Source organism: Methylobacterium terrae, assembly GCF_003173755.1.
Lineage (GTDB): Bacteria > Pseudomonadota > Alphaproteobacteria > Rhizobiales > Beijerinckiaceae > Methylobacterium > Methylobacterium terrae.
Genome location: NZ_CP029553.1, coordinates 1713417 through 1734643, shown reverse-complemented (window position 1 = coordinate 1734643; position 21227 = coordinate 1713417). Strand labels below are relative to the sequence as shown.

The 21227-nt window shown below is 70.7% G+C and carries 20 protein-coding genes; 8 read left to right on the top strand and 12 right to left on the bottom strand.

What is annotated here, in order from left to right; genetic code table 11:
- Positions 1-217: 217 nt before the first annotated feature.
- The 4 genes from zwf (at position 218) to DK419_RS07765 (ending at position 4398) form a co-directional block, all read left to right on the top strand.
- Positions 218-1693, top strand: coding sequence for a glucose-6-phosphate dehydrogenase (gene zwf, locus DK419_RS07780; protein WP_109958577.1), 1476 nt, complete (start codon positions 218-220; stop codon positions 1691-1693).
- A gap of 218 nt (positions 1694-1911) precedes the next feature.
- The gene (locus tag DK419_RS07775) at positions 1912-2577 is read left to right on the top strand and encodes an invasion associated locus B family protein (RefSeq protein WP_109958576.1); all 666 of its coding nucleotides are present in this window, start codon (positions 1912-1914) and stop codon (positions 2575-2577) included.
- 42 nt (positions 2578-2619) lie between these two features.
- Positions 2620-2814, top strand: a complete 195-nt coding sequence (locus tag DK419_RS07770; RefSeq protein WP_109962182.1) for a putative motility protein — start codon at positions 2620-2622, stop codon at positions 2812-2814.
- 327 nt (positions 2815-3141) lie between these two features.
- Positions 3142-4398 carry an MFS transporter gene (locus DK419_RS07765; RefSeq protein WP_109958575.1) on the top strand — a complete coding sequence of 419 codons (1257 nt, stop codon included), beginning with the start codon at positions 3142-3144 and terminating at the stop codon, positions 4396-4398.
- Position 4399: 1 nt separating this feature from the next.
- On the opposite strand, the gene DK419_RS07760 is transcribed toward DK419_RS07765, so the two are convergent.
- Positions 4400-5170 (bottom strand): ComF family protein, encoded by a 771-nt coding sequence (locus DK419_RS07760; RefSeq protein WP_167450859.1) that lies wholly within the window; start codon positions 5168-5170, stop codon positions 4400-4402.
- Between the two features lie 441 nt (positions 5171-5611).
- The gene (locus DK419_RS07755) at positions 5612-6379 is read right to left on the bottom strand and encodes a restriction endonuclease (protein WP_109958574.1); all 768 of its coding nucleotides are present in this window, start codon (positions 6377-6379) and stop codon (positions 5612-5614) included.
- Positions 6380-6642: 263 nt separating this feature from the next.
- Here DK419_RS07755 and DK419_RS07750 point away from each other — a divergent pair, with 263 nt between their 5' ends.
- Positions 6643-7437 (top strand): DUF1194 domain-containing protein, encoded by a 795-nt coding sequence (locus tag DK419_RS07750; RefSeq protein ID WP_109958573.1) that lies wholly within the window; start codon positions 6643-6645, stop codon positions 7435-7437.
- 57 nt (positions 7438-7494) lie between these two features.
- Here DK419_RS07750 and DK419_RS07745 read toward each other — a convergent pair whose 3' ends face one another.
- Positions 7495-7926: a Ros/MucR family transcriptional regulator gene (locus DK419_RS07745; RefSeq protein WP_109958572.1), complete on the bottom strand. Its 432-nt coding sequence runs from the start codon at positions 7924-7926 to the stop codon at positions 7495-7497.
- Positions 7927-8704: 778 nt separating this feature from the next.
- Complete coding sequence (locus DK419_RS07740) at positions 8705-9745, bottom strand: adenylate/guanylate cyclase domain-containing protein (RefSeq protein WP_208642338.1); 1041 nt, start codon at positions 9743-9745, stop codon at positions 8705-8707.
- Between the two features lie 327 nt (positions 9746-10072).
- Here DK419_RS07740 and DK419_RS07735 point away from each other — a divergent pair, with 327 nt between their 5' ends.
- Complete coding sequence (locus DK419_RS07735; protein ID WP_048434223.1) at positions 10073-10306, top strand: hypothetical protein; 234 nt, start codon at positions 10073-10075, stop codon at positions 10304-10306.
- A gap of 60 nt (positions 10307-10366) precedes the next feature.
- On the opposite strand, the gene lanM is transcribed toward DK419_RS07735, so the two are convergent.
- Both lanM and DK419_RS07725 read right to left on the bottom strand, forming a co-directional pair.
- Entirely contained in the window at positions 10367-10774 is a 408-nt protein-coding gene (lanM, locus tag DK419_RS07730) for a lanmodulin LanM (protein ID WP_109958570.1), read from the bottom strand.
- Positions 10775-10890: 116 nt separating this feature from the next.
- Positions 10891-12213: a hemolysin family protein gene (locus tag DK419_RS07725; protein ID WP_109958569.1), complete on the bottom strand. Its 1323-nt coding sequence runs from the start codon at positions 12211-12213 to the stop codon at positions 10891-10893.
- Between the two features lie 270 nt (positions 12214-12483).
- On the opposite strand from DK419_RS07725, the gene purH reads away from it, so the two are divergent.
- Both purH and DK419_RS07715 read left to right on the top strand, forming a co-directional pair.
- Positions 12484-14085, top strand: coding sequence for a bifunctional phosphoribosylaminoimidazolecarboxamide formyltransferase/IMP cyclohydrolase (gene purH / locus DK419_RS07720; RefSeq protein ID WP_109958568.1), 1602 nt, complete (start codon positions 12484-12486; stop codon positions 14083-14085).
- A 133-nt stretch (positions 14086-14218) separates the two neighbouring features.
- Positions 14219-15502, top strand: coding sequence for a DUF3422 family protein (locus DK419_RS07715; RefSeq protein ID WP_109958567.1), 1284 nt, complete (start codon positions 14219-14221; stop codon positions 15500-15502).
- Between the two features lie 31 nt (positions 15503-15533).
- Here the strand turns inward: DK419_RS07715 and DK419_RS07710 are convergent, their stop codons facing one another.
- The 6 genes from DK419_RS07710 to DK419_RS07685 form a co-directional block, all read right to left on the bottom strand.
- On the bottom strand, positions 15534-16043 hold the full coding sequence (locus DK419_RS07710) for a GNAT family N-acetyltransferase (protein ID WP_109958566.1): 510 nt from the start codon (positions 16041-16043) through the stop codon (positions 15534-15536).
- 3 nt (positions 16044-16046) lie between these two features.
- Entirely contained in the window at positions 16047-16340 is a 294-nt protein-coding gene (locus DK419_RS07705; RefSeq protein WP_109958565.1) for a type II toxin-antitoxin system TacA family antitoxin, read from the bottom strand.
- A gap of 103 nt (positions 16341-16443) precedes the next feature.
- Positions 16444-18132, bottom strand: coding sequence for a cation acetate symporter (locus DK419_RS07700; protein ID WP_109958564.1), 1689 nt, complete (start codon positions 18130-18132; stop codon positions 16444-16446).
- Positions 18129-18437 (bottom strand): DUF485 domain-containing protein, encoded by a 309-nt coding sequence (locus DK419_RS07695; protein ID WP_109958563.1) that lies wholly within the window; start codon positions 18435-18437, stop codon positions 18129-18131. The genes DK419_RS07700 and DK419_RS07695 overlap by 4 nt, the downstream gene beginning before the upstream one ends.
- Positions 18438-18732: 295 nt before the next feature.
- Positions 18733-20682, bottom strand: coding sequence for an acetate--CoA ligase (gene acs, locus DK419_RS07690; protein ID WP_109958562.1), 1950 nt, complete (start codon positions 20680-20682; stop codon positions 18733-18735).
- A 157-nt stretch (positions 20683-20839) separates the two neighbouring features.
- A complete protein-coding gene (locus DK419_RS07685) occupies positions 20840-21106 on the bottom strand; it encodes a hypothetical protein (RefSeq protein WP_109958561.1) in 267 nt (88 codons plus the stop codon).
- Positions 21107-21227: the final 121 nt, after the last annotated feature.

Sequence of the window (21227 nt, the reverse complement as noted above, 5' to 3'; positions counted from 1 at the left end):
CCGTTCGACCTCGACCGATGTCGCAGTCACCCCGTCGTCCCGGCTCCGCTCCGCGGCTCCGGGATGATGCCGGGACTGGCAGGACCGGGGCGAGAGGTGCGTCGCACGGCGCTCATCGGCCCGTGAGGAGGTGGACGCGAGCCAGCGTCCGCGACAGACACGAACTGGCCGCGCCCTTGCGAGTCAGATCGGCAGGAAGCGGGAGACCCGTCACCTGATGCACAAGATCATCCCCGTCGCCCCCTTCGACGCCGTCGTGTTCGGCGCCACCGGCGACCTGACGATGCGCAAGCTGCTGCCGGCGCTCTACTACCGGTTTCGCGACCGGCAGATCCCCGAGGAGAGCCGCATCGTCGCGGCGGCCCGCACCCGCCTCGGGACGGCCGAGTACCGGGACCTCGCCGCCGCGGCGCTGGAACGCCACGTGCCGGAGGCCGACCGCGACCCCGACACGGTGACGCGCTTCCTCGACCACCTCGCTTACGTGGCGGTGGACGGGGCGGGCGAGGCGGGTTGGGACGACCTCGCGAACCTGCTCGCCGAGCATCCCGACCACGTGCGGCCCTACTACCTCGCCACCTCGCCGAGCCTGTACGGCGCGATCTGCCGCAACCTGAGCGCCCACGGGCTGATCGGCGAGCGCTCCCGCGTGGTGCTGGAGAAGCCGATCGGCCACGACCTCGCCTCGGCCCGCGCCATCAACGACCAGGTCGGCAAGGTCTTTCCCGAGAGCCAGATCTTCCGCATCGACCACTATCTCGGCAAGGAGACGGTGCAGAATCTGCTGGCTCTGCGCTTCGCCAACACGATCTTCGAGCGGCTGTGGAACGCCGACGTGATCGACCACGTCCAGATCACCGTGGCGGAGACCGTCGGGGTCGAGGGACGGGGCGGCTACTACGACACGTCCGGCGCGCTGCGCGACATGCTGCAGAACCACATGCTGCAGCTCCTCTGCCTCCTCGGCATGGAGAGCCCGCTCTCCCTCGACGCCGACGCGGTGCGCGACGAGAAGCTGAAGGTGCTGCGCGCCCTGAAGCCGATTCCCGCCCACGAGGTACCGCTGCGCACGGTGCGCGGCCAGTACGTCGCCGGGGCGGTGAACGGCCAGCCGGTCCCGGGTTACGCCGCCGACCTCGCCGAGGACCGCCAGAGCCTGACCGAGACCTTCGTCGCCCTGAAGCTCGAACTCATGACGCCGCGCTGGGCCGGGGTGCCGTTCTACCTGCGCACCGGCAAGCGGCTGCCCCAGAAAGTCTCCGAGATCGTGGTGCAGTTCCGCTCCTCGCCGTTCAGCATCTTCTCCGACGAGTTCGCCCGCGAGCCGAACCGCCTGGTGATCCGGCTGCAACCGCAGGAGGGCATCAAGCTCGAGGTGATGACGAAGGAGCCGGGCCCCGGCGGCATGCGCCTGCGGGCGACCGGCCTCGACATCTCGTTCGAGGAGACCTTCAACCAGCGTTATCCGGACGCCTACGAGCGCCTGCTGATGGACGTGGTGCGGGGCAACGCCACCCTGTTCATGCGCCGCGACGAGGTCGAGGCGGCCTGGGCCTGGGCCGACACCCTGCTCAACGCCTGGGCCGACCGCCCGGAGCCGCCTCGCCCGTATCCCGCCGGCACCTGGGGCCCCACCGCCGCCATCGCGCTGATCGAGCGCGACGGCCGCACGTGGCACGAGGATCTCGGCTGACGCCGATCCGGCACGAGGATCTCGGCTGACGCCGATCAGGCGCGAGGATCTCGGCCGACGCGGCGGCTCATTGGAATAAATCCAAGAAAACTCAATGGCATGGCGGTAGGATCGGCGTCGCGGCGGCTTCCCTTCCGGCGCTCGTGGCTCTAGAGGAGCGGCGAGACAAGAGCCCGCTTCCGCTGCCCCGGCGCGGACGGGCGCCGAGGAATTTCGTCATGTCGCCCTGCCGCCCCGCCCTCGCCAGCCTCCTGGTCCTCGGCCTGTTCCTCGCCGCGCCCGCCCGCGCCCAGGAGGAACCGGCCGTCGAGGCGCCGGCGGCGGAAGCGCCGCCCAAGCCCGCGCCGAAGCCGGCGCCGCGCCGCGCCGCGCCCAAGCCCGCCCCGGCCCCGAAGGCGGAAGCACCGCCCGCCGCGGCGACGGCCCCGACCGGCCACTGGCCGAACGGCGCCAGCGCAGTGAGCGAGGTCTACGGCGACTGGACCATCAGTTGCACCCGCGAGAACCAGAAGCGCCAGTGCCAGCTGTCGCAGGCGCAAGGCACGGTCCAGACCGGGCAGCGCCGCTTCAGCATCGAGCTCAACCCCCCCCAGGACGGGCGCAGCAACGGCCTCATGCTGATGCCGCTCGGCCTGTCGATCGAACCCGGCGTGACCTTCAAGCTCGACGACGCGACGCTGGGCAAGGGCGCCCCCTACACCTCCTGCGTCCAGGCCGGCTGCATCGTGCCGATCAGCTTCCCCACGGTGGCCACCGACGCGATGAAGACCGCCGTGAACCTTCGCGTCACCGGCACCAAGCCGAACGGCGAGGCCGAGACCATCACGGTGCCGCTCGCCGGCTTCGCCGCGGCGCTCGCCCGGATGGGCCAGCTTTTGAGCTGACGCCTTCACGGCCCGCTCACGGTTCGGGTGCAGTCTGGCGCCATGACCACGCTCGACACGACCTCCATCGCCGCCGCCGCCATGGCTCAAGCGGGCTCCGCCTTCAGCCAGCAGGTGGCGGTCATCGCCGTCCGCAGCCAGCTCGACGCCGAACGCGCGGTCGCCGACCTGGTGGCCCAGACCGCGAGCCCGCCGGCCCCGCCCGGACAGGGCCAGGTGCTCGACGTGAGGGTGTGACGGCCCGCCCGCGGGAGCGGGGCCTTCCTCCGGCCCATGCGACCCCACCCGCCCCGGCCGTCGCGGTGCCGCCCGGCGCGCCAGCCTCTGCCTGCCCTTCAGGCAGGCGACCGATGCGGGGGCCCCGCGATCCCCCGGGCGGCATCTGGCACGAAAACTGCACATCCTCCCGCAGGCTGGCCTCACGGCCCGCGGGGCAAAGACGCCCGAGCCTTGGACAGGGATGTCCGACAGACGGGGGATCGCGGCCGGAACGAACCGGCCGTCCGATCCTCACCCTGAAGCGCGTTGAAGACCCCCCGCGGGGGCTGTGCGTGAGGCTCCGACATGGCCAGTTTCAAGACCGTCATGAAGTCGGGTCATCCCCCGACCCTGTTCGCCGCGTTCCTGTACTTCGATTTCTGTTTCGCGATCTGGGTGCTCAACGGCGCCATGGGGCCGTTCATCACCGAGACCTACAAGCTCACGCCGGCCCAGACCGGCTTCATGATCTCGTTGCCGATCCTCGCCGGCGCGATCATGCGCTTCCCCCTCGGCGTGCTCGCCCAGTATATCGGGCGCAAGAACGCCGCGGTCACCGAGATGTCGCTGATCATCCTGGCGATGGCCTACGGCTTCTTCCTGGTGCACTCGTTCAACGACGTGCTCGCCATGGGCGTGCTGCTCGGCATCGCCGGCGCCTCGTTCGGCGTCGCGCTCTCCCTCGGCTCGGGCTGGTTCCCGGCCGAGCACAAGGGCCTGGCGATGGGCATCGCGGGCGCGGGCAACTCGGGCACCGTTCTCGCGGTGCTGTTCGCGCCGCCGCTCGCCCAGGCCTATGGCTGGCAGGCGGTCTACGGCTTCGCCGGCGTGTTCATGCTGATCCCGCTCGCCGTGATGATCGTCTTCGCCAAGGAGCCGCCGGATCGCGAGCACCAGAGCTTCAGGCAGCACGTCTCCTGCCTGTTCGAGAAGGACGGCTGGGCCTTCAACCTGATCTACGTCATCACCTTCGGGGGCTTCATCGGCCTGTCGAACTTCCTGCCGACCTTCTTCTACGAGCAGTTCGCCGTCACCAAGATCGAGGCCGGCCGGTTGACCATGCTGGCCGCCCTGATGGGGTCGGGCATCCGCATCCTCGGCGGCTACTTCGCCGACCGGATCGGCGGCATCCTCGTGCTGACCGTGGTGCTGCTCGCCGCCGTCGGCTCGTTCCTGATGCTGACCGCGGCGCCGACGCTTCTGGTCACCACGATCCTGTTCATGTTCTGCTTCGCGGCGCTCGGCGCCGGCAACGGCGCGCTGTTCCAGCTCGTGCCCCTGCGCTGGCCGACCAACACCGCGGTGGCGGGCTCGATGATCGGCGAGGTCGGGGCGCTCGGCGGCGCCATCCTGCCCAACGCCATGGGCCTGTCGAAACAGTATACCGGCGGGTTCGCCACCGGCTTCCTGTTCTACGCCGCCTTCACGGCGATCGTGCTCGGCTGCCTCGCCCTGTGGTCGCGCAAGTGGGTTGGCGCCTGGGTCGGGCCCCGCGGCAAGGTTCTCGACGCGGCGGAGCCGGCCCCGCAGGAGAGCGTCATCGGCGGCGTGCAGCGCGCCTGACCTAAACCACGTCGCGCCCGTCGCTCACCACGCGGGCGAAGACCAGGACATCGACCGCCGCCGCCCCGCCGCGCAGGAGCGCACGGGCGGCGGCGTTCGCCGTCGCGCCCGTGGTCAGCACGTCGTCGACGAGGAGGACCCGCTTGCCGTGCAGGCGCGGGCGCGCCGCTTCCGGCACCCGGAAGGCGCCCTGCAGGTTCTCCGCCCGGGCGGCGCGGCTCAGGCCGACCTGCTGGCGGGTTCGCCGCACCCGGGCCAGCAGCTCCGGCGCCACCGGAACGCCGCGCCCGCGCGTGGAGGCCCGGGCCAGCAGCGCGGCCTGGTTGAAGCGCCGCCGCCACAGCCGCCAGCGCCAGAGCGGCACCGGTACCGCGACGTCGGCCTCTGCCATGAGCTCGGCGCCCGCCCGCGTCATCATCGCGCCGAGCGCGCCGGCGAGGTCGAGGCGGTCCTCGTATTTCAGCCGCTGCACCAGCCGCCGCGCCGTGGCGTCGTAGCGCGCCACCGCCCGGGCGCGCTGATAGACCGGCGGATCGGCGAGCGCCGCCGGCGAGAGCAGGCCCGGGCTGCCGAGATCGACCGAGAACGGGATGCCGAGCCGCTCGCAATAGGGCCGCTCGATGAACCGCATCCCGCTCCAGCAGCCGGCGCAGAGCGCGTGCGGCACGGCCGTCGCGGCCCCGCAGGCGATGCAGCTCGGCGGGTAGACCAGCCCGACGAGGCCGCGGACGGCGAGGCCCGGCAGCCCGGCGATGCGGCGCGGATGGATCACCGCCGCGTCGCCGCTCCGGGGCCCGGCCGGCACGGATCTGCCGCGTCCGGCGGTGCCGGGCGGCACGGCGCGAGGCGCATCGATGACGGGTGCGCGTGAGAGTGCCGACACATGGATTGGCCGTGCCCATTTCTCGTGCGGGAGGCGTCGCGTCGAGGCCACCGACGACGCAGGATCGAGCATAACAAGGGCAATGCGGAGGAAACAATCCCGGCGACGGTCTCGGTCCCGAATCGGATCGTGCCGGTGCTGGGTGCGAAGGGGCAGGGTCCCGGCAGTCAGGCCGGTTCCGCCGGGCGGGACGATGCGGCCGCTCGCCCGGGCCGCAGCCCGGTCGCCGACGCGATCGAGCTGCAAAACGGGCTCGCGCGCAACGGGAGTTCAAGCAGGTCTGGAACCTCTGCGCGCCGCCGCAGTGAGGCGAGCCCCGGCCGCGTCGCCTCAGCGCGACCGCCCCGCCGGCCGCGCCCGGAGATCCGGCAGGGCGTCGTGATGCAGGAGCCACACGTCGGTCGCCGCCGCCAGCTTGCGCGCCGCCGGCGTGAACCCGGCATTCGAGACCACGGCCGCGCAATCGGCGTTCCAGTAGCTCCGCGCCGCGACCACCTCCTGCACCGCGCCGTTGCCGACCGGCTTCGCGTAGCGCTTGCACTGCACGACGAGCCGCACCCCGTCGCGCTCCGCCACCACGTCGGCCCCCTGGTCGCCCGCGGCCTTGGTGGTGCGCGCCTCCCAGCCGGCTCGCTCGAGCAGGGCGGCGCAGTAGCGCTCGTAGGCGATCCCGTCCTCCGGCAGGTCCTCGGCCTCGTCCGGTGCCGCGACGCTCAGCGAGGCCGCCTCGACGATGGCCAGGATCTCGTCCCAGCGCACCTCGATCAGGTCGCCGTAGCCCTCGGCCTCCAGCCGCGGCAGCACCGTGCGCTCGGCGAAGTAGCTGCGCTCGCGCAGCCAGCCGTCGAGGATCTCGTTGCCGTAGGGGTCGACGTAGCTCTCCTGGCGGCGGCGCAGGGCCAGGGTCTCGCGGTGGCGGCGGGCGATCGCCCGGACCCGCCGCCGGAATCGACCGCCGCGCCCGAGCCGGTGCACGACCAGCGCCAGCACCACGAGGCCGGCGACGGCGAGCGCCTTCGGCCCGAACCACAGGCTCGCCGCACCCCCGGCCAGGATCGGCCAGAACAGGCGGTCGGCGAGGCTGGCGGGACGGGGCATCGCGAGGGGACTCCTCTCGCCGCACGGGGCGGCCGGACGGTCCGGACTCTCGCGGCATCGGCTTGTCCCCAGCCTAAGACACCGTCTCTCCCGTGCTTCATCCACAGCAGAACGCGCTGGCGCGCCCGGGGTCGGCGCCGGGCTCCCTCCTCACGCGAGCGTGTCGAGGCAAGGTCTTCGCGGCGCTTGCGTTCGGGCCGCCGGGCATCCGATCCTGGCATTTCGCCGGGACCCGACTTGGGCCGGCGTACGGGAGATCCCGGATGCGATCACGCGTCGTCGCGCTTCTCGCCTGCCTGGTCGCCGCGGTCGCGGTCGGGCCTCCCGTCCGGGCCGGCGGCGAGCCGGTCGAGGTCGATGTCGCCCTGGTGCTGGCCGTCGACGTCTCCCTATCGATGACCGGCGACGAGCAGGCGGTGCAGCGGGAGGGCTACGTCGAGGCGTTCCGCAACCCGGCGGTCCACCAGGCGATCCGCCAGGGCATGGTCGGGCGCATCGCCGTGACCTACGTCGAGTGGGCGGGGGTGGGCAACCAGCGGGTCGTGGTGCCCTGGACGCTGATCGCGGGGGCCGAGGAGGCGGCCGGCTTCGCCGACAGGCTCGGCCAGAGCCCGCCCCGGCGCTCGACCTGGACCTCGATCGCCAGCGCCATCGACTTCTCGGCCGGCCTGCTGGCCGGCAGCGGCTTCGAGGCGACGCGGCGGGTGATCGACGTCTCGGGCGACGGGCCGAACAACCAGGGCCGGTCGGTGACCAAGGCCCGGGACGACGCCGTCGGCCAGGGGATCGTCATCAACGGCCTGCCCCTGATGATCCGCGAGCCGAGCGGGCCCTGGGACATCAAGGATCTCGACCTCTACTACCGCGACTGCGTCATCGGCGGCAGCGGCAGCTTCATGGTGCCGGTGCGCGAGCGCGACCAGTTCGCCGCCGCGATCCGCACCAAGATCATCCGCGAGGTGGCGGGCCGCGACACCGGCCCGCTGCTGCAGCGGGCGCAGGGCGAGCCCCGGGCCAACTGCCTCATCGGCGAGCGTCCGAATCCCGACTGGGATTAGGGCGCCGCGCGATGGCGATGGCGGCCCGTCTCGTCACGGGCGGGCCGTCCGGGCCTGTCAGCTCTCGCCGCCGCGCTGCGACTTGCGCCGCTGCTGCCCCAGGCCCATGGTCTTCGCCAGTTCCGAGCGTGCCGCCGCATAGTTGGGCGCCACCATCGGGTAGTCAGGCGAGAGATTCCAGCGTGCCCGGTACTCCTCGGGAGACAGGCCGTAGCGGGTGCGCAGGTGCCGCTTCAGCGACTTGAACTTCTTGCCGTCCTCGAGACAGACGAGATAATCCGGCATGATCGACTTCTTGATCGGCACGGCCGGGACCAGCGGCTCGGCCTGCTCGGCCGCAGCGCCGTTGCCGAGGCCGCCCAGCGCGGCGTGAACCGAGGCGATCAGGGTCGGAAGGTCCGCGACCGGAACCGAATTGTTGGTCACGAAAGCCGCAACGATATCCGCGGCGAGCTCGATATGGCTCGTCGAGGCCTCACTCTCACTCATCACGTCGGCCCTCTGCTCAGGGTAGATTCGTAAGACGCTTGGACATTCCGCCCTCAGGATTCTCAGGCCGCAGGGTTGGTCTGCCTTTGCTTATCGGTGCAACTATGATGTTGGCGCAGGAACCGCAAGAGGAAAATGAAGCGATACTCGCCTTCGGTCAAGCGGCGGCCGAAACTCTTGTTGGCGCCGACAGCCGGAGTGGTTGTGCTGAGTTGACCGTTCGCGCGAGGAGGATCCACCTCGATCCTGGGCGGCGCGGCCGTCATATCCTCTTTGGCTTATGTCGCGCGGGAGGGGCAGCACCTTTCGACAGAGGACAAGAACATGTCGCGTTCACGGGTTCATCTCACCAGAAGCGTGTGCCCAGATGGCAGAAACCATGAGATGGCGTCATGTCCGCCAATGGTTTCGGGTGCATAAACCACGTCGCAATTCCATCATGCACGAACCGATCGACACGCGCCCACGATCCGGATCCGACCGCTCTGGCCGCGGGCCGCTTCGGAGGCGATGTGTGTTGTGCGAATGCTGTGTTCCGGCGCGCGCGCTCAGGTAAAGATGGGCGGCGCGCAATTCCAGGAGCGCCGAGGACTGGAGCGAGGCGCCGATGACCTCGGCGAGGCGGTGGCGATCTCCGGCGGTCGAGGTTCGAGACACCGGCATCGTCGACCGGACTCGTTCGAAGGTGCCGGGCAAACCCGAACGGATCAGCGTCGTCGGCGCCAAGTACCGATGGCCGACCGGGATGGGCCGGTTTCTCGTCGAGCCGGGCTCGCCGTCAGGCCGCCGCGCGGCCGGGGCGCGGCGCGTGCTCCAGGGCCGCGACCGCCAGGACCTGGTCGCGCCCGCGGACCGCGTGCTCGCCGAGCGGCCGGGCCCGCACGCCGTCGGGCAGGCGCGGCAGCTTGGCGAGCAGGTCGCCGGAGATCAACACCGGCGCGTCGAGGGTGCGGCACAGGGCTTCCAGCCGCGCGGTGACGTTCACGGCGTCGCCGAAATACGCGATCTTGTGCCGGTCGACCCCGACCTCGGCGGTGACCACCGGCCCGCCATGCAGGGCGGCGCGGATGCGCGGCACGGCGCCGAAGCGCTCCTGCCAGGCGGCCGCGTCCCGCGCCAGGCTCTCCTGGATCGCCAGCACGCAGGCGACGCAGCGGGCGCCTTGCAGGCCGCGGTCCATCGGCCAGGTGATCATCGCCATGTCGCCGATGAAGTCGTCGGTCGAGCCCTGGCAGCGCCGCACCGGCTCGGCGAGCGTCGCGAAGACCGCGCTCAGGAAGGCCTGCGTCTTCAGGGCGCCGTGCGTCTCGGCGTAGGCGGTCGAGCCGACGACGTCGACGAACAGGAAGATGCGCTCCTCCTCGACCGGCCGGTGGTAGCGGCCGACGAGGAGGTTCACGAAGACCTCGGCGCCGATGAGGTCGCGCATCCGCACCACGAAGACGAGCAGTGCCGAGACGGCGAGCGCGTAGACCAGCACCCGGAGCGAGGGCACCACCGCCACGGCGAAGGGCTCGGGGCTCAGGCCCGTGCTCCAGACGATGACGCCGCCGGCGGCGTGGCCGAGCGTGATCATGCCGACATAGGCGAGTTCGGCGATCGGCACGTAGAGGAAGGTCGGCAGGCGGCGCAACCGCGCCTGCAGCCGCGGCAGCAGGGTGCCGCGCTCCATCAGCAGCGCGCAGGCGCCGATGAAGAAGCCGTGGACCGCCGCCACCAGCGGGATGCCGTTCTGGAACAACGCGTCGTAGAGCAGGCCCGCCCCGGCGCTGAGCGCCAGGATGCCGATCCAGAACCAGGCGTGCTGGGGCAGGGGCAGCCGGACCGTCCGCAGGATGGCGGCGAGGCGTGCCGGAAAACCGGCTTGCACCGCTTCCCCCGATGAGCTGCGGTCGACGGGGCCGGCTGCGGGCACGGTGGTGATCTCCTGCGGCCGGCGCGGCTCGGGTCCGGCCCGCGGCGTGCGCGCAGTTCAGCCGCGATTCGCGCCGTTTTGAGGGCACCGCAGCATCAATCTGCCCGAGCGTTCCCCCTCGCGGCGAAATCTCCCCGCGACTTGCCGATCACTGCCCGCGGAGGATCGCGGAACCGTCCGCGCGACGATGGCGTTCTGAGCACGATTGAACGCTCAAGCCTGGAGACTTCGATGTCCTTCCGCCTCGCCACCCTCGCGACGCTCGCCGCCCTCGTCACCGTTCCGGCGCTCGCCGAGGACGTGACGGTGATCCGCCGCGACTCCGCCCCGGTCGAGCGCAGCACCGTGATCGAGAAGCGCTCGGTCGAGTCGACCGGCTCGGTCGGCGGCTGCGAGACCAAGACCGTCAAGAAGACCAACGAGTACGGCGACAGCAAGACCGTTCACAGCGAGCGCTGCGACTGATCCAGGGATCCTGACGGCGGGAAGGGACGGCCCGGCGGGTCGCCCCTCCCTCGGACCATGTTACTTCAGCAGGCGCGCCAGGGCCTTGCCGGCCGGGGTGCGCAGTTCCTTGGCGTCGAGCGTGCCGTCGTTGTCCGGGTCGGCCGCCTTGAAGCGGGCCTCGACCAGGGCGAGGTACTCGTTCTTGTCCAGGGTACCGTCGTTGTCCGGGTCGGCGGCCTTCATGTCCTTGCGGCTGACGCGGCCCTGCAGCTCCTTGGTGTCGAGCGTGCCGTCGGCATCCTTCTCGAGCTTGTCGAACACCGCGCCGGCGGCGGCCTTCGTCTCGGCGAGGTCGATCGTGCCGTCGGAATCGGTGTCCACCGCCGCGATGGTGCGGTCGGTCTTCGGCTTGGCCTCGGCCGAGACGGGGAGGGCGAGCGGAGCCGCCAGGAGGGCGGCGAGCAGCAGGGCGCGGTTCAGGGTCATGGGGACGGGCTCCGTGGCAGTGGGCGGGCGCCGCGTGCGGCGACCCGGGATAATCTGGCAATCGGATACCTAACCGGTCGGCGAAGCTTTGCAAGCCCGTTTGACGCAGGGGAGGGTCACGCCGGCACGCGTTCCGCCAAGACCTTGTCGATCCGCCTCCCGTCCATGTCGACGACCTCGAAGCGCCAGCCGCTGCGCTCGAAGCCGTCGCCGGCGGTGGGAATGCGGCCGAGCTGGTAGATCACGAAGCCGGCGAGCGTCGAGAAGTCGTCGCTGTCGGGCCGCTCGGTGAAGCCGAGGCGCTCGAAGGCGTCGACCGCCGGCATCATCCCGTCGATCAGGAGCGAGCCGTCCTGGCGCTCGACCACCATCGGCTCCTCGTCGTCCGTCTCCGGGATGTCGCCGGCGATCGCCTCGAGCAGGTCGGTCTGGGTGACGATGCCTTCGAGGCTGCCGTACTCGTCGACGACGATCGCCATCCGGACGGGCTTGGCCTTGAAGGTCTCGAGCACCCGCAGGATCGGCATCGCCTCGTGCACGACGATCGGCTCGCGGATGATCGCGTCGAGGGTGATCGGCGCCCCGTCGAGGAGCTGGTTGAGCACGTCCTGCTTGCGCAGCACGCCGACGATCTCGTGGATCTCGCCGCGGCTCGCCACCAGCTGCTCGTGGCGGCAGGCCCGGATCGTCTCCAGCACCGCCTCGCGGGGATCGTCGACGTCGATCCAGTCGACCTCGTGGCGCGGGGTCATGATGTCCTTCACCCGGCGCTCGCCGATGCCGAAGATGCGCTGCACCGCCTCCTGCTGCGCCTCCTGGATCAGGCCGGCCTCCTGGCTCGCCGCGACGAGCAGCGACAATTCGGCGGTGGAGTGCAGCGAATCCTCCCCCGAGCCGGGCTGGAGGCCGCACAGCCGCAGGACGCCGTTGCCCAGCCCGTTCAGGAACGAGATCGCCGGCCGGAACACCAGCAGGAACAGGCGCAAGGGGCGCACGATGGCGAGCGCCGTGCGCTCGCTGCGCTGCAGCGCCAGGCTCTTCGGGGCCAGTTCTCCCAGCACGATGTGCAGCGAGGTGATGACGACGAACGAGAGCACCACCGCGATGGCATGGGCGCCGAACGTGCCGACGCCCTGAGGCAGCCAGAACAGGGCCGGCTCGATCAGGTGGGCCAAAGCCGGCTCGCCGACCCAGCCGAGGGCGAGCGACGAGATGGTGATGCCGAGCTGCGTGGCCGCGAGATGCGAATCCAGGCTCTCGACCGCGCGCTGCAGGGCCGAGGCGTTCATCCGCTTCTCGGCCACGAGCTCCTGAACCCGGCTGCGCCGGACCGCCACCAGGGCGAACTCGGCCGCGACGAAGAACCCGTTCGCGAAGACCAGGAACACGATGGCGAACAGGCCGAGGCCCGTCCCCCAAGGACTGTCGGAGAAAATCACCGCCTCCCGTGGCGCGACAGGCCGCGCCCGGGACGGGAAGCGGCCGGTTCCCTCATAGCAAGTCTGCCCTCCCGAGCCTATCCGTCAGAAAGCGTGAGCGCGCGGCCCTCCACCGTCGATGCCGCCGGGGAAGCCGGTGGACGCCCGGGTCCGTCTTGCGGCGCAACATCTGGCCTCGACCGGCGGTTTCTGCTAGGCGCGCCCGAAATTCCTGCGCCGGCTCGGGTCTTGTCCCGGTCGCGCCCCAAGACCTGAAAGACCCGGATCCCCATGGCGAGCGACCTCTCCCGCATCTCCCGCGCGCTCCTCTCCGTCTCCGACAAGACCGGGCTGGTGGAGTTCGCCCGGGCGCTCGCCGCCCGCGGCGTCACCCTGGTCTCGACCGGCGGCACCCACCGGACGCTCACCGAGGCCGGCCTGCCGGTGACCGAGGTCTCCGACCTCACGGGTTTCCCCGAGATGATGGACGGGCGGGTCAAGACCCTGCATCCGGGCGTGCATGGCGGGCTGCTCGCCATCCGCGACAACCCCGAGCACCAGGCCGCCATGCTGGCCCACGGCATCGCGGCGATCGACCTCCTCGTCGTCAACCTCTACCCCTTCGAGGCGACGCTCGCCGCCGGCAAGCCGGCGGCGGACTGCATCGAGAACATCGACATCGGCGGCCCGGCGATGATCCGCGCCGCGGCCAAGAACCACGAGGACGTCGCCGTCGTGGTCGACGTCGCCGACTACGCCACGGTGCTGGCCGACCTCGACGCCCATGACGGCGCGGTGACCCGGGCGACCCGCCGGCGCCTCGCGCAGAAGGCCTATGCCCGCACCGCCTCCTACGACGCCGCGATCGCCACCTGGCTCGCCGGCGAGATCGCGGCGGAGCCGGAGACGCAGACCTTCCGGGCGCTCGGCGGCACGCTGGCGCAGGGCCTGCGCTACGGCGAGAACCCGCACATGAAGGCCGCGTTCTACCGCACCGCCGGCGCGGCCCGGCCGGGCGTCGCGACCGCGCGCCAGCTCCAGGGCAAGGAGCTGTCCTACAACAACCTCAACGACACGGATGCCGCCTACGAGGCGGTGAGCGAGTTCGATCCCGCCCGCACGGCCGCCGTCGTCATCGTCAAGCACGCCAACCCTTGCGGCGTCGCGGAGGGTGCGAGCCTGGTCGAGGCCTACGAGCGGGCCCTGCGCTGCGACCCGGTCTCGGCCTTCGGCGGCATCGTCGCGCTGAACCGCACCCTCGACGCCGAGGCGGCGCGCAGGATCGTCGAGATCTTCACCGAGGTCATCATCGCGCCGGACGCCACCGAGGAGGCGGTCGCGATCGTCGCGGCGAAGAAGAACCTGCGCCTCCTCACCGCTGGCGGCATCGCCGATCCCCGCGCGCCCGGCCAGGCCTGGCGCACGGTGGCGGGCGGCTTCCTGGTCCAGGACCGCGACAACGCCGTCGTCGACGACATGCCGCTCAAGGTCGTGACGAAGCGCGCGCCGACCGAGGCCGAGTTGTCGGATCTCCGCTTCGCCTTCCGGGTCGCCAAGCACGTGAAGTCGAACGCCATCGTGTACGCGCGCGACGGCGCGACGGTCGGCATCGGCGCCGGGCAGATGTCGCGGGTCGATTCCTCGCGCATCGCCGCCTGGAAGGCGGCGGAAGCCGCCAAGGCCGCCGGCCTGCCGGAGAGCCTCGCCCGCGGCGCGGTGGTGGCCTCCGACGCGTTCTTCCCCTTCGCCGACGGCCTGCTGGCCGCGGCCGAGGCCGGCGCCACGGCGGTGATCCAGCCCGGCGGCTCGATGCGCGACGACGAGGTGATCCGCGCCGCCGACGAGGCCGGCCTCGCCATGGTGCTCACCGGCCACCGCCACTTCCGGCACTGACGACATCCGGGCCGGCCCGCCTCCACCACCCGGCCCGTTGACCCGCGGGCCGGCCTCGGCCACCCGGCCCGTTGACCGACGGGCCGGCCTCGGCCAAGCCTCGCCGGACGCGACGACAGGTGGGGCTTCACGGATGCGGCTGGACGAACACCCCCTGCGGGCGCGGGTGCTGGCGGAGGTCCATGCCCGGCCCTTCACCCCGGTCAAGACGCCGCGCCGCTTCCTGCACTACGCCTTCCTGACCGACGGCGACGCCGCCGCGGCCGACCGCGATGCGCTGGAGGCCTACTGCACCGGGCTCGGCCATCCCGGCCCGGCGCCGGGGGCCAAGCAGCATCGGGTGGTGTTCTCCGGAGCCATCCTGCGCTGGGAGAGCCACAGCGAATTCACCACCTACACGTGGGAGTTCGGCGATTCCCAAGCTCACGCCTTCCAGCCCCAGCCCGACGCGCTGGAAGGCGCGATGGGCGAGGTGGCCCAGCCCGGCCCGCTCCTCGTCGCCGTCGACCTGCACCTGCTGCCGGCGGTGGAGGGCGGGCTGCCGCCGGAGATCGTCTCGAACTTCAACGCCGCCTCCCTCGCCATGGCGGAGGCCGAGAGCGGCGCCGCGGTGATCGCGACGGACTTCCAGCCCGATCCCCACGGCTATGTCCGCGTCGTGGTGGCGGACCGGCGGCTGAGCCGGCTCGGCGCCGGCGCCCTGGTGCAGCGCCTGCTCGAGATCGAGACCTACCGCACCCTCGCGCTCCTCGGCCTGCCGGAGGCGCAGAGCTTGGGCCCCACCATCCGGCGGATCGAGACCGAGCTGCCGACCCTGATGGAGGCGATGCGCACCAGCGAAGGGTTCTCGGAGAACCACGCCCTCCTCGACCGGCTGATCGCGCTCGCCGCCGAGCTGGAGGCCGGGTCCTCGCGCACGATGTTCCGCTTCGGCGCGACGCGCGCCTACGACGAGCTGGTGCGCCTGCGCCTCGCGGCGGCGGCCGAGCACGCCGTATCCGGCCAGACCAGCTGGTCGATGTTCCTCGCCCGGCGCTACAACCCGGCGATCCGCACCTGCCTCGTCATCGCCGACCGCCAGGACCTGCTCTCGCGCCGCCTCGCCCGCGCCGCCCAGATGCTGCGCACCCGGGTCGACATCGAGCTCGAGCGCCAGAACCAGGCCCAGCTCCAGGCGATGAACGACCGGGTGCGGCTGCAGCTGCGCCTGCAGCAGACCGTGGAAGGCCTGTCGGTCGCGGCGATCACCTACTACGTCGCGAGCCTCGTCCACCACGTGCTGGAGGGCGTGCACCATGCCGGCGTGCCGGTGGACGCGACGGTCGGGACGGCGCTCGCGGTGCCGCTGGTGCTGGTCGGCGTGTGGTGGACGGTCCGGCGGATCCGGCGGGCGCACGCGGAGCCGGGCGGGCATTGAGGCGGCTGGCCGATACCGACGCCCGAGTGCATCACGTCCGAGCGGCCGTGAACGAAGCGGCGATGTCGGCGACCGAACGGACGAGTTCGTATTCGCTGTTCCGCGTGGCGATGAATCCCCATCGCTGCCAGAATGCCACGGCCTCGTCGTCCACCGCGTGAACCATGACCGCACGTCCGCCGACGAGTGCCGCCGCCTTCACACAGCGCGTGAGCGCGTGATGGAGTAAGCCTTTGCCGATGCCTCGCCCTGCCCAACCGGTATCTGTCGCAAGCTGGCCGAGCAGCAGGCACGGCACCGGATCGGGGGGCTGCCCGGTTCGGATCGCGCGAGGCAGAACGTTCGGGACGACGGCCGTCGGCGCCAGCCCATAATAACCGACCACCCGGCGGGCCTCGTGCACGACCATCACGGCCGTGAAGCCTTTCTCTTGGTTGGACAGCGCCCGTGTCTTGAGCCAGCGGTCGAGGCCCGGCTTGCCGCACGAGAATGCCAAGATATCGTGCGACGCGCAGAGCGGTTCGGGCGCGGACAGGGCCACGTATCAGCCCTCGCTGTCTTGGTTTTCCCAAGGCGCGCGGTGTCTGGCGATCTCGACGATTTCAGGCACCACAGTGGCGGGCGCCGAAACGATACTCATGAATTCCGCGAACGCTTCGGGGCTGAGGCGAATCAGGCGCTGGTCCATCAGCACTTCTTCCGCCGTAAGAACGGCGGCCTCACGGACGAAGTCGGTGCGGGATCTGCCGCGTAGGCTCGCAGCACGGTCGATCAATGCTAGGTCGGCCTCTGGCAGGCGCATCGAAATCGGGTAATCCTTCCGGGCATTGACGGACATGGCATCTCTCCTGCGCGAGAAGGTAGGGAGATGTCATGCATTTCGCAATACAAACCGTATCGTCGAAGGGGCGGCGGCCCAACCGGCCGCCGCCCCTCATCCATCAATGCGCGTGGGCGCCCGCCGCCCCGATGCCGGTCTCGGAGCGCACGTACTGGGCCTCGAAGGCCGCCCGCTCGCGCTTCGCCCGGGCCGAGTTGTCGATCTTCGACACGATCCAGATGCCGAGGAAGGCCAGCGGCATCGAGAACAGGGCCGGGTTGTCGTAGGGAAAGAGCGCCGCCGGGTGGCCGAAGGTGGTGACCCACACGGCCTTCGACAGCACCACCATCACGACCGCGCTGACGAGGCCGATGAGGCCGCCGACGAGGGCGCCGAGCGTGGTGGTGCCCTTCCACAGGATCGACATCGCCAGCACCGGGAAGTTGCAGCTCGCCGCCACCGCGAAGGCGAGGCCGACCATGAAGGCGACGTTCTGGTTCTCGAACACGTAGCCGAGATAGATCGCCACGATGCCGATCACGACGGCGGCGATCTTCGACAGGCGGACCTCGCCGGCCTCGGTCGTGCGCCCGCGGGCGAAGACCTGGGCGTAGAGGTCGTGGCTCACGGCGGAAGCGCCGGCGAGCGTCAGGCCGGCCACCACCGCGAGGATGGTCGCGAAGGCCACCGCCGAGATGAAGCCGAGGAAGAGCGACCCGCCGGTGGCGTTGGCGAGGTGCACCGCCGCCATGTTGCTGCCGCCGATGAGCCCGGCGATCCGGTCGTAGGCGCCGTTCGCCCCGGCCTTGAAGTAGCTCGGGTCGCCCATCAGGAAGGTGATCGCGCCGAAGCCGATGATGAAGGTCAGGATGTAGAAGTAGGCGATGAGGCCGGTGGCGTAGAACACCGACTTGCGGGCGGCCTGCGCGTCCGACACGGTGAAGAACCGCATCAGGATGTGGGGCAGGCCGGCGGTGCCGAACATCAGGCCGATGCCGAGCGAGAGCGACGAGATCGGGTCGGCGACGAGGCCGCCCGGCGCCATGATCGCCTCGTGCTTGGGGTGCTCCTGCACGGCGGCCGCGAACAGGGCCTCCGGGTTGAAGCCGTAGCGCCACAGCACCGCGAGCGCCATGAACGACGCACCGGCGAGCAGGAGGCAGGCCTTGATGATCTGCACCCAGGTCGTCGCCTTCATGCCGCCGAAGGCGACGTAGACGATCATCAGGATGCCGACCGCGATGATCGCCGTGAGGTAGTCGAGGCCGAACAGGAGCTGGATCAGCTTGCCCGCGCCGACCATCTGGGCGATCAGGTAGAACGCCACCACGACGAGCGTGCCGGTCGCCGACAGGATGCGGATCCGGGTCTGGTCGAGGCGGAAGCTCGCGACGTCGGCGAAGGTGAACTTGCCGAGGTTGCGCAGGCGCTCGGCGATCAGGAACAGCACGATCGGCCAGCCGACCAGGAAGCCGATCGAGTAGATCAGCCCGTCGAAGCCCGACGAGAACACCAGGCCGGAGATGCCGAGGAACGAGGCCGCCGACATGTAGTCGCCCGCGATGGCGAGCGCGTTCTGGCCGGCCGAGATGCCGCCGCCGGCGGCGTAGAAGTCGGCGGCCGACTTCGAGCCCGCGGCGGCCTTGTAGGTGATGCCCAGCGTGGCGAGCACGAAGAGCAGGAACATGGCGACGGCGGTCCAGTTCGTCGCCTGCTTCTGCACGGCGCCGAGATCCGGTCCGGCGGCCAGGGCCGCGCCGGCTCCGACGATCGTGAGGAGCGCCACGATGGCGATGCGGCGCGCGCTCATCGGCCGAGCTCCCGGTTGAGGTCGCGGGTCAGGTCGTCGAAGCGGCCGTTGGCCCGGGCGACGTAGATCCCGGTGAGGACGAAGGCGGCGACGATGACGACGAGGCCGAGCACGATGCCGAGCGAGGTCACGCCGGAGCCGACCTTCGTCGCCATCAGACCGTGCGCGAAGGCGACGAGCAGGATGAAGACGAGGTAGATGCCCAGCATCGCGCCGGACAGGATCCAGCCGAAACGCGTGCGCTCTGTCACCAATTGTCGGAATGTCGGGCTCGCCAGAACCCGTGCGGTGTCTGCCTCTGCCATCGGCGGGCCTCCCCTGTGTTTCGCTTCTGTGTCCGGGCAAGGCTCCGCCGCGCGCCGAGGGCGGCACGGGGCAGTGAAGCCGGTGCTTCGGTGTGTGCTGTGTTGCACCTGGTCTTGCCAGGGTGAGCGTGCGCGGCGGCATTTGCTGCGGCGCAAGAGGCGGATGACCTGATTTTTCGGCAAATGCCAGCGCAAAGAGACTGAAAAGGCGCGCGCTACGACGAAGGTCTGAGAAGCGCGGCCGTTCATCGCTGGATGAAAAGCCGGGGCCCGACGTGGGCCCCGGCCGTCGCGGTCACTTGCTGCGGTTCTGGCGGTTCTCGATCAGGTCGTCGACCACCGCCGGCTCGGCCAGCGTCGAGGTGTCGCCGAGCGAGGAGAACTCGTTCTCGGCGATCTTGCGCAGGATGCGGCGCATGATCTTGCCGGAGCGGGTCTTGGGCAGGCCGGGGGCGAACTGGATCAGGTCGGGCGAGGCGATCGGCCCGATATCCTTGCGCACCCAGGTGACGAGCTCCTTGCGCAAGTCGTCGGAGGGCTCCTCGCCCTGCATCAGGGTGACGTAGGCGTAGATGCCCTGGCCCTTGATGTCGTGGGGATAGCCGACCACCGCGGCCTCGGAGACCTTCGGGTGCGCGACGAGGGACGATTCGACCTCCGCCGTGCCCATCCGGTGGCCCGAGACGTTGATGACGTCGTCGACCCGGCCGGTGATCCAATAGTAGCCGTCGGCGTCGCGCCGGCAGCCGTCGCCCGAGAAGTAGCGGCCCGGGAAGGTGGAAAAGTAGGTCTGCACGAAGCGCTCGTGGTCGCCCCACACCGTGCGCATCTGGCCCGGCCAGGACTCGTCGATGCAGAGGTTGCCCTCGCAGGCACCCTCCAGGATCGTGTTGTCGGCGTCGACCACCACCGGCTTGACGCCGAAGAACGGCCGCGTCGCCGAGCCGGGCTTGAGCGGGGTGGCGCCGGGGAGCGGGGTGATCAGGATACCGCCGGTCTCGGTCTGCCACCAGGTGTCGACGATCGGGCAGCGCTCGTCGCCGACGACCCGGTAGTACCATTCCCAGGCCTCGGGATTGATCGGCTCGCCGACCGAACCCAGCACCCGCAGGGACTGGCGCGAGGTCCTCTTCACCGGCTCCTCGCCGGCGCCCATCAGCGAGCGGATCGCGGTCGGCGCGGTGTAGAAGATGTTGACCTTGTGCTTGTCGACGACGTCCCAGAACCGCGAGATCGACGGGTAGGTCGGGATGCCCTCGAACATCAGGGTCGTGGCGCCGTTCGCCAGCGGCCCGTACAGGATGTAGGAGTGCCCGGTGACCCAGCCGACATCGGCGGTGCACCAGTAGATGTCGCCCTCGTGGTAGTCGAAGACGTATTGATGCGTCATCGACGCGTAGACGAGGTAGCCGCCGGTGGTGTGGACGACGCCCTTCGGCTGGCCGGTCGAGCCCGAGGTGTAGAGCAGGAACAGCGGGTGCTCGGCCTCGACGTGGGTGACCGGGCACTCGTCGGTGACCTGGGCGGCCGCCGCGTCGTAGTAGACGTCGCGGACCGGGTCCATCTCGACCGCGCCGCCGGTGCGGCGCACCACGACGACGTGGTCGACGCTGTCGGCGGGAAGGCGCTGGATCGCCGCGTCGACATTGGCCTTCAGCGGCACCTTGCGGCCGCCGCGCAGGCCCTCGTCGGCGGTGATGACGAGCTTCGAGTCGCAGCCCTGGATGCGGCCGGCGAGCGAATCCGGCGAGAAGCCGCCGAACACCACCGAGTGGATCGCGCCGAGCCGGGCGCAGGCCAGCATCGCGTAGGCGGCCTCGGGGATCATCGGCAGGTAGATCGTGACGCGGTCGCCCTTCGAGACGCCGCGGTTGCGCAGGACGTTGGCCATCCGGCACACTTCCGCGTGCAGTTCGCGGTAGGTGATGTGGCGCGACTCCGACGGGTCGTCGCCCTCCCAGATGATCGCCACCTGGTCGCCGCGGGTGTCGAGGTGCCGGTCGATGCAATTGTAGGCGGCGTTGGTGACGCCGTCGGAGAACCACTTGATCGAGACGTCGACCGGTCCGAACGTCGTCTCCTTGACCTTGGCGTAGGGCGTGAACCAGTCGATCCGCTTGCCGTGCTCGCGCCAGAACGCTTCGGGATCGCGGATCGAGGCCTCGTACCAGGCCTGATACTTCGCCTCGTCGATATGCGCCCGCGCGCGCGCATCCTGGCTGACCTCGACGACCCGCTGGCTCATCGCGCTCTCCCTGTCTCGTCTCTGTTTTGGCCTATACGATCGCCCGCAGGGCGTCCGGGCCGGTTGCGGCGGATTTAGTGGCCCGCGCGCCGGGGCTGCAACCGCTCATTCCGTCTAATGCAGAGCGGATTAATGCGCTCGGCCGAGCGTGGCCGGATCACTCGGTGCAACCCGTGCAGATGCCGGTATCGATCGCGCGCTGAAGCTCGCGGTCGCGCTCCCGCAATTCCGGGGTCAGCCCGGAATCCGGGCCGAGCGCCGCGCCCGGCGGCTTGGTCTGGCCGACGCCGGTGGTGTCGCGGGTGGCGGGGCCGAGCGAGCCGGTGACCCCGGGGTCCCGGGCGGGCGGCTCTCCTTGCGCGAGGAGCGGGGCGGGGGCGAGGAAAGCCGCGAGGAGGACGGCGAGGTACGGTGTGCGACGCATGGAGCCTCCTTCGATGGTTCGAACCTGCGAGGGTTGCGGCCGGCGCTCCGGACGGCGTCTCGGGGCTCCTGTCCGTGCGTCAACCCCACCGAGGATAACGCCAGGTCGCCGGCCCGGGTTG

What these genes read in the sequence shown, in the direction of transcription:
- DK419_RS07705 (WP_109958565.1), bottom strand. Translation starts at nt 16,340, where the DNA reads ATGTCCGTCAATGCCCGGAAGGATTACCCGATTTCGATGCGCCTGCCA.
- DK419_RS07745 (WP_109958572.1), bottom strand. Translation starts at nt 7,926, where the DNA reads ATGAGTGAGAGTGAGGCCTCGACGAGCCATATCGAGCTCGCCGCGGAT.
- DK419_RS07700 (WP_109958564.1), bottom strand. Translation starts at nt 18,132, where the DNA reads ATGAGCGCGCGCCGCATCGCCATCGTGGCGCTCCTCACGATCGTCGGA.
- DK419_RS07735 (WP_048434223.1), top strand. Translation starts at nt 10,073, where the DNA reads ATGTCCTTCCGCCTCGCCACCCTCGCGACGCTCGCCGCCCTCGTCACC.
- DK419_RS07775 (WP_109958576.1), top strand. Translation starts at nt 1,912, where the DNA reads ATGTCGCCCTGCCGCCCCGCCCTCGCCAGCCTCCTGGTCCTCGGCCTG.
- lanM (WP_109958570.1), bottom strand. Translation starts at nt 10,774, where the DNA reads ATGACCCTGAACCGCGCCCTGCTGCTCGCCGCCCTCCTGGCGGCTCCG.
- DK419_RS07685 (WP_109958561.1), bottom strand. Translation starts at nt 21,106, where the DNA reads ATGCGTCGCACACCGTACCTCGCCGTCCTCCTCGCGGCTTTCCTCGCC.
- DK419_RS07750 (WP_109958573.1), top strand. Translation starts at nt 6,643, where the DNA reads ATGCGATCACGCGTCGTCGCGCTTCTCGCCTGCCTGGTCGCCGCGGTC.
- DK419_RS07695 (WP_109958563.1), bottom strand. Translation starts at nt 18,437, where the DNA reads ATGGCAGAGGCAGACACCGCACGGGTTCTGGCGAGCCCGACATTCCGA.
- zwf (WP_109958577.1), top strand. Translation starts at nt 218, where the DNA reads ATGCACAAGATCATCCCCGTCGCCCCCTTCGACGCCGTCGTGTTCGGC.
- purH (WP_109958568.1), top strand. Translation starts at nt 12,484, where the DNA reads ATGGCGAGCGACCTCTCCCGCATCTCCCGCGCGCTCCTCTCCGTCTCC.
- DK419_RS07755 (WP_109958574.1), bottom strand. Translation starts at nt 6,379, where the DNA reads ATGCCCCGTCCCGCCAGCCTCGCCGACCGCCTGTTCTGGCCGATCCTG.
- DK419_RS07715 (WP_109958567.1), top strand. Translation starts at nt 14,219, where the DNA reads ATGCGGCTGGACGAACACCCCCTGCGGGCGCGGGTGCTGGCGGAGGTC.
- acs (WP_109958562.1), bottom strand. Translation starts at nt 20,682, where the DNA reads ATGAGCCAGCGGGTCGTCGAGGTCAGCCAGGATGCGCGCGCGCGGGCG.
- DK419_RS07765 (WP_109958575.1), top strand. Translation starts at nt 3,142, where the DNA reads ATGGCCAGTTTCAAGACCGTCATGAAGTCGGGTCATCCCCCGACCCTG.
- DK419_RS07770 (WP_109962182.1), top strand. Translation starts at nt 2,620, where the DNA reads ATGACCACGCTCGACACGACCTCCATCGCCGCCGCCGCCATGGCTCAA.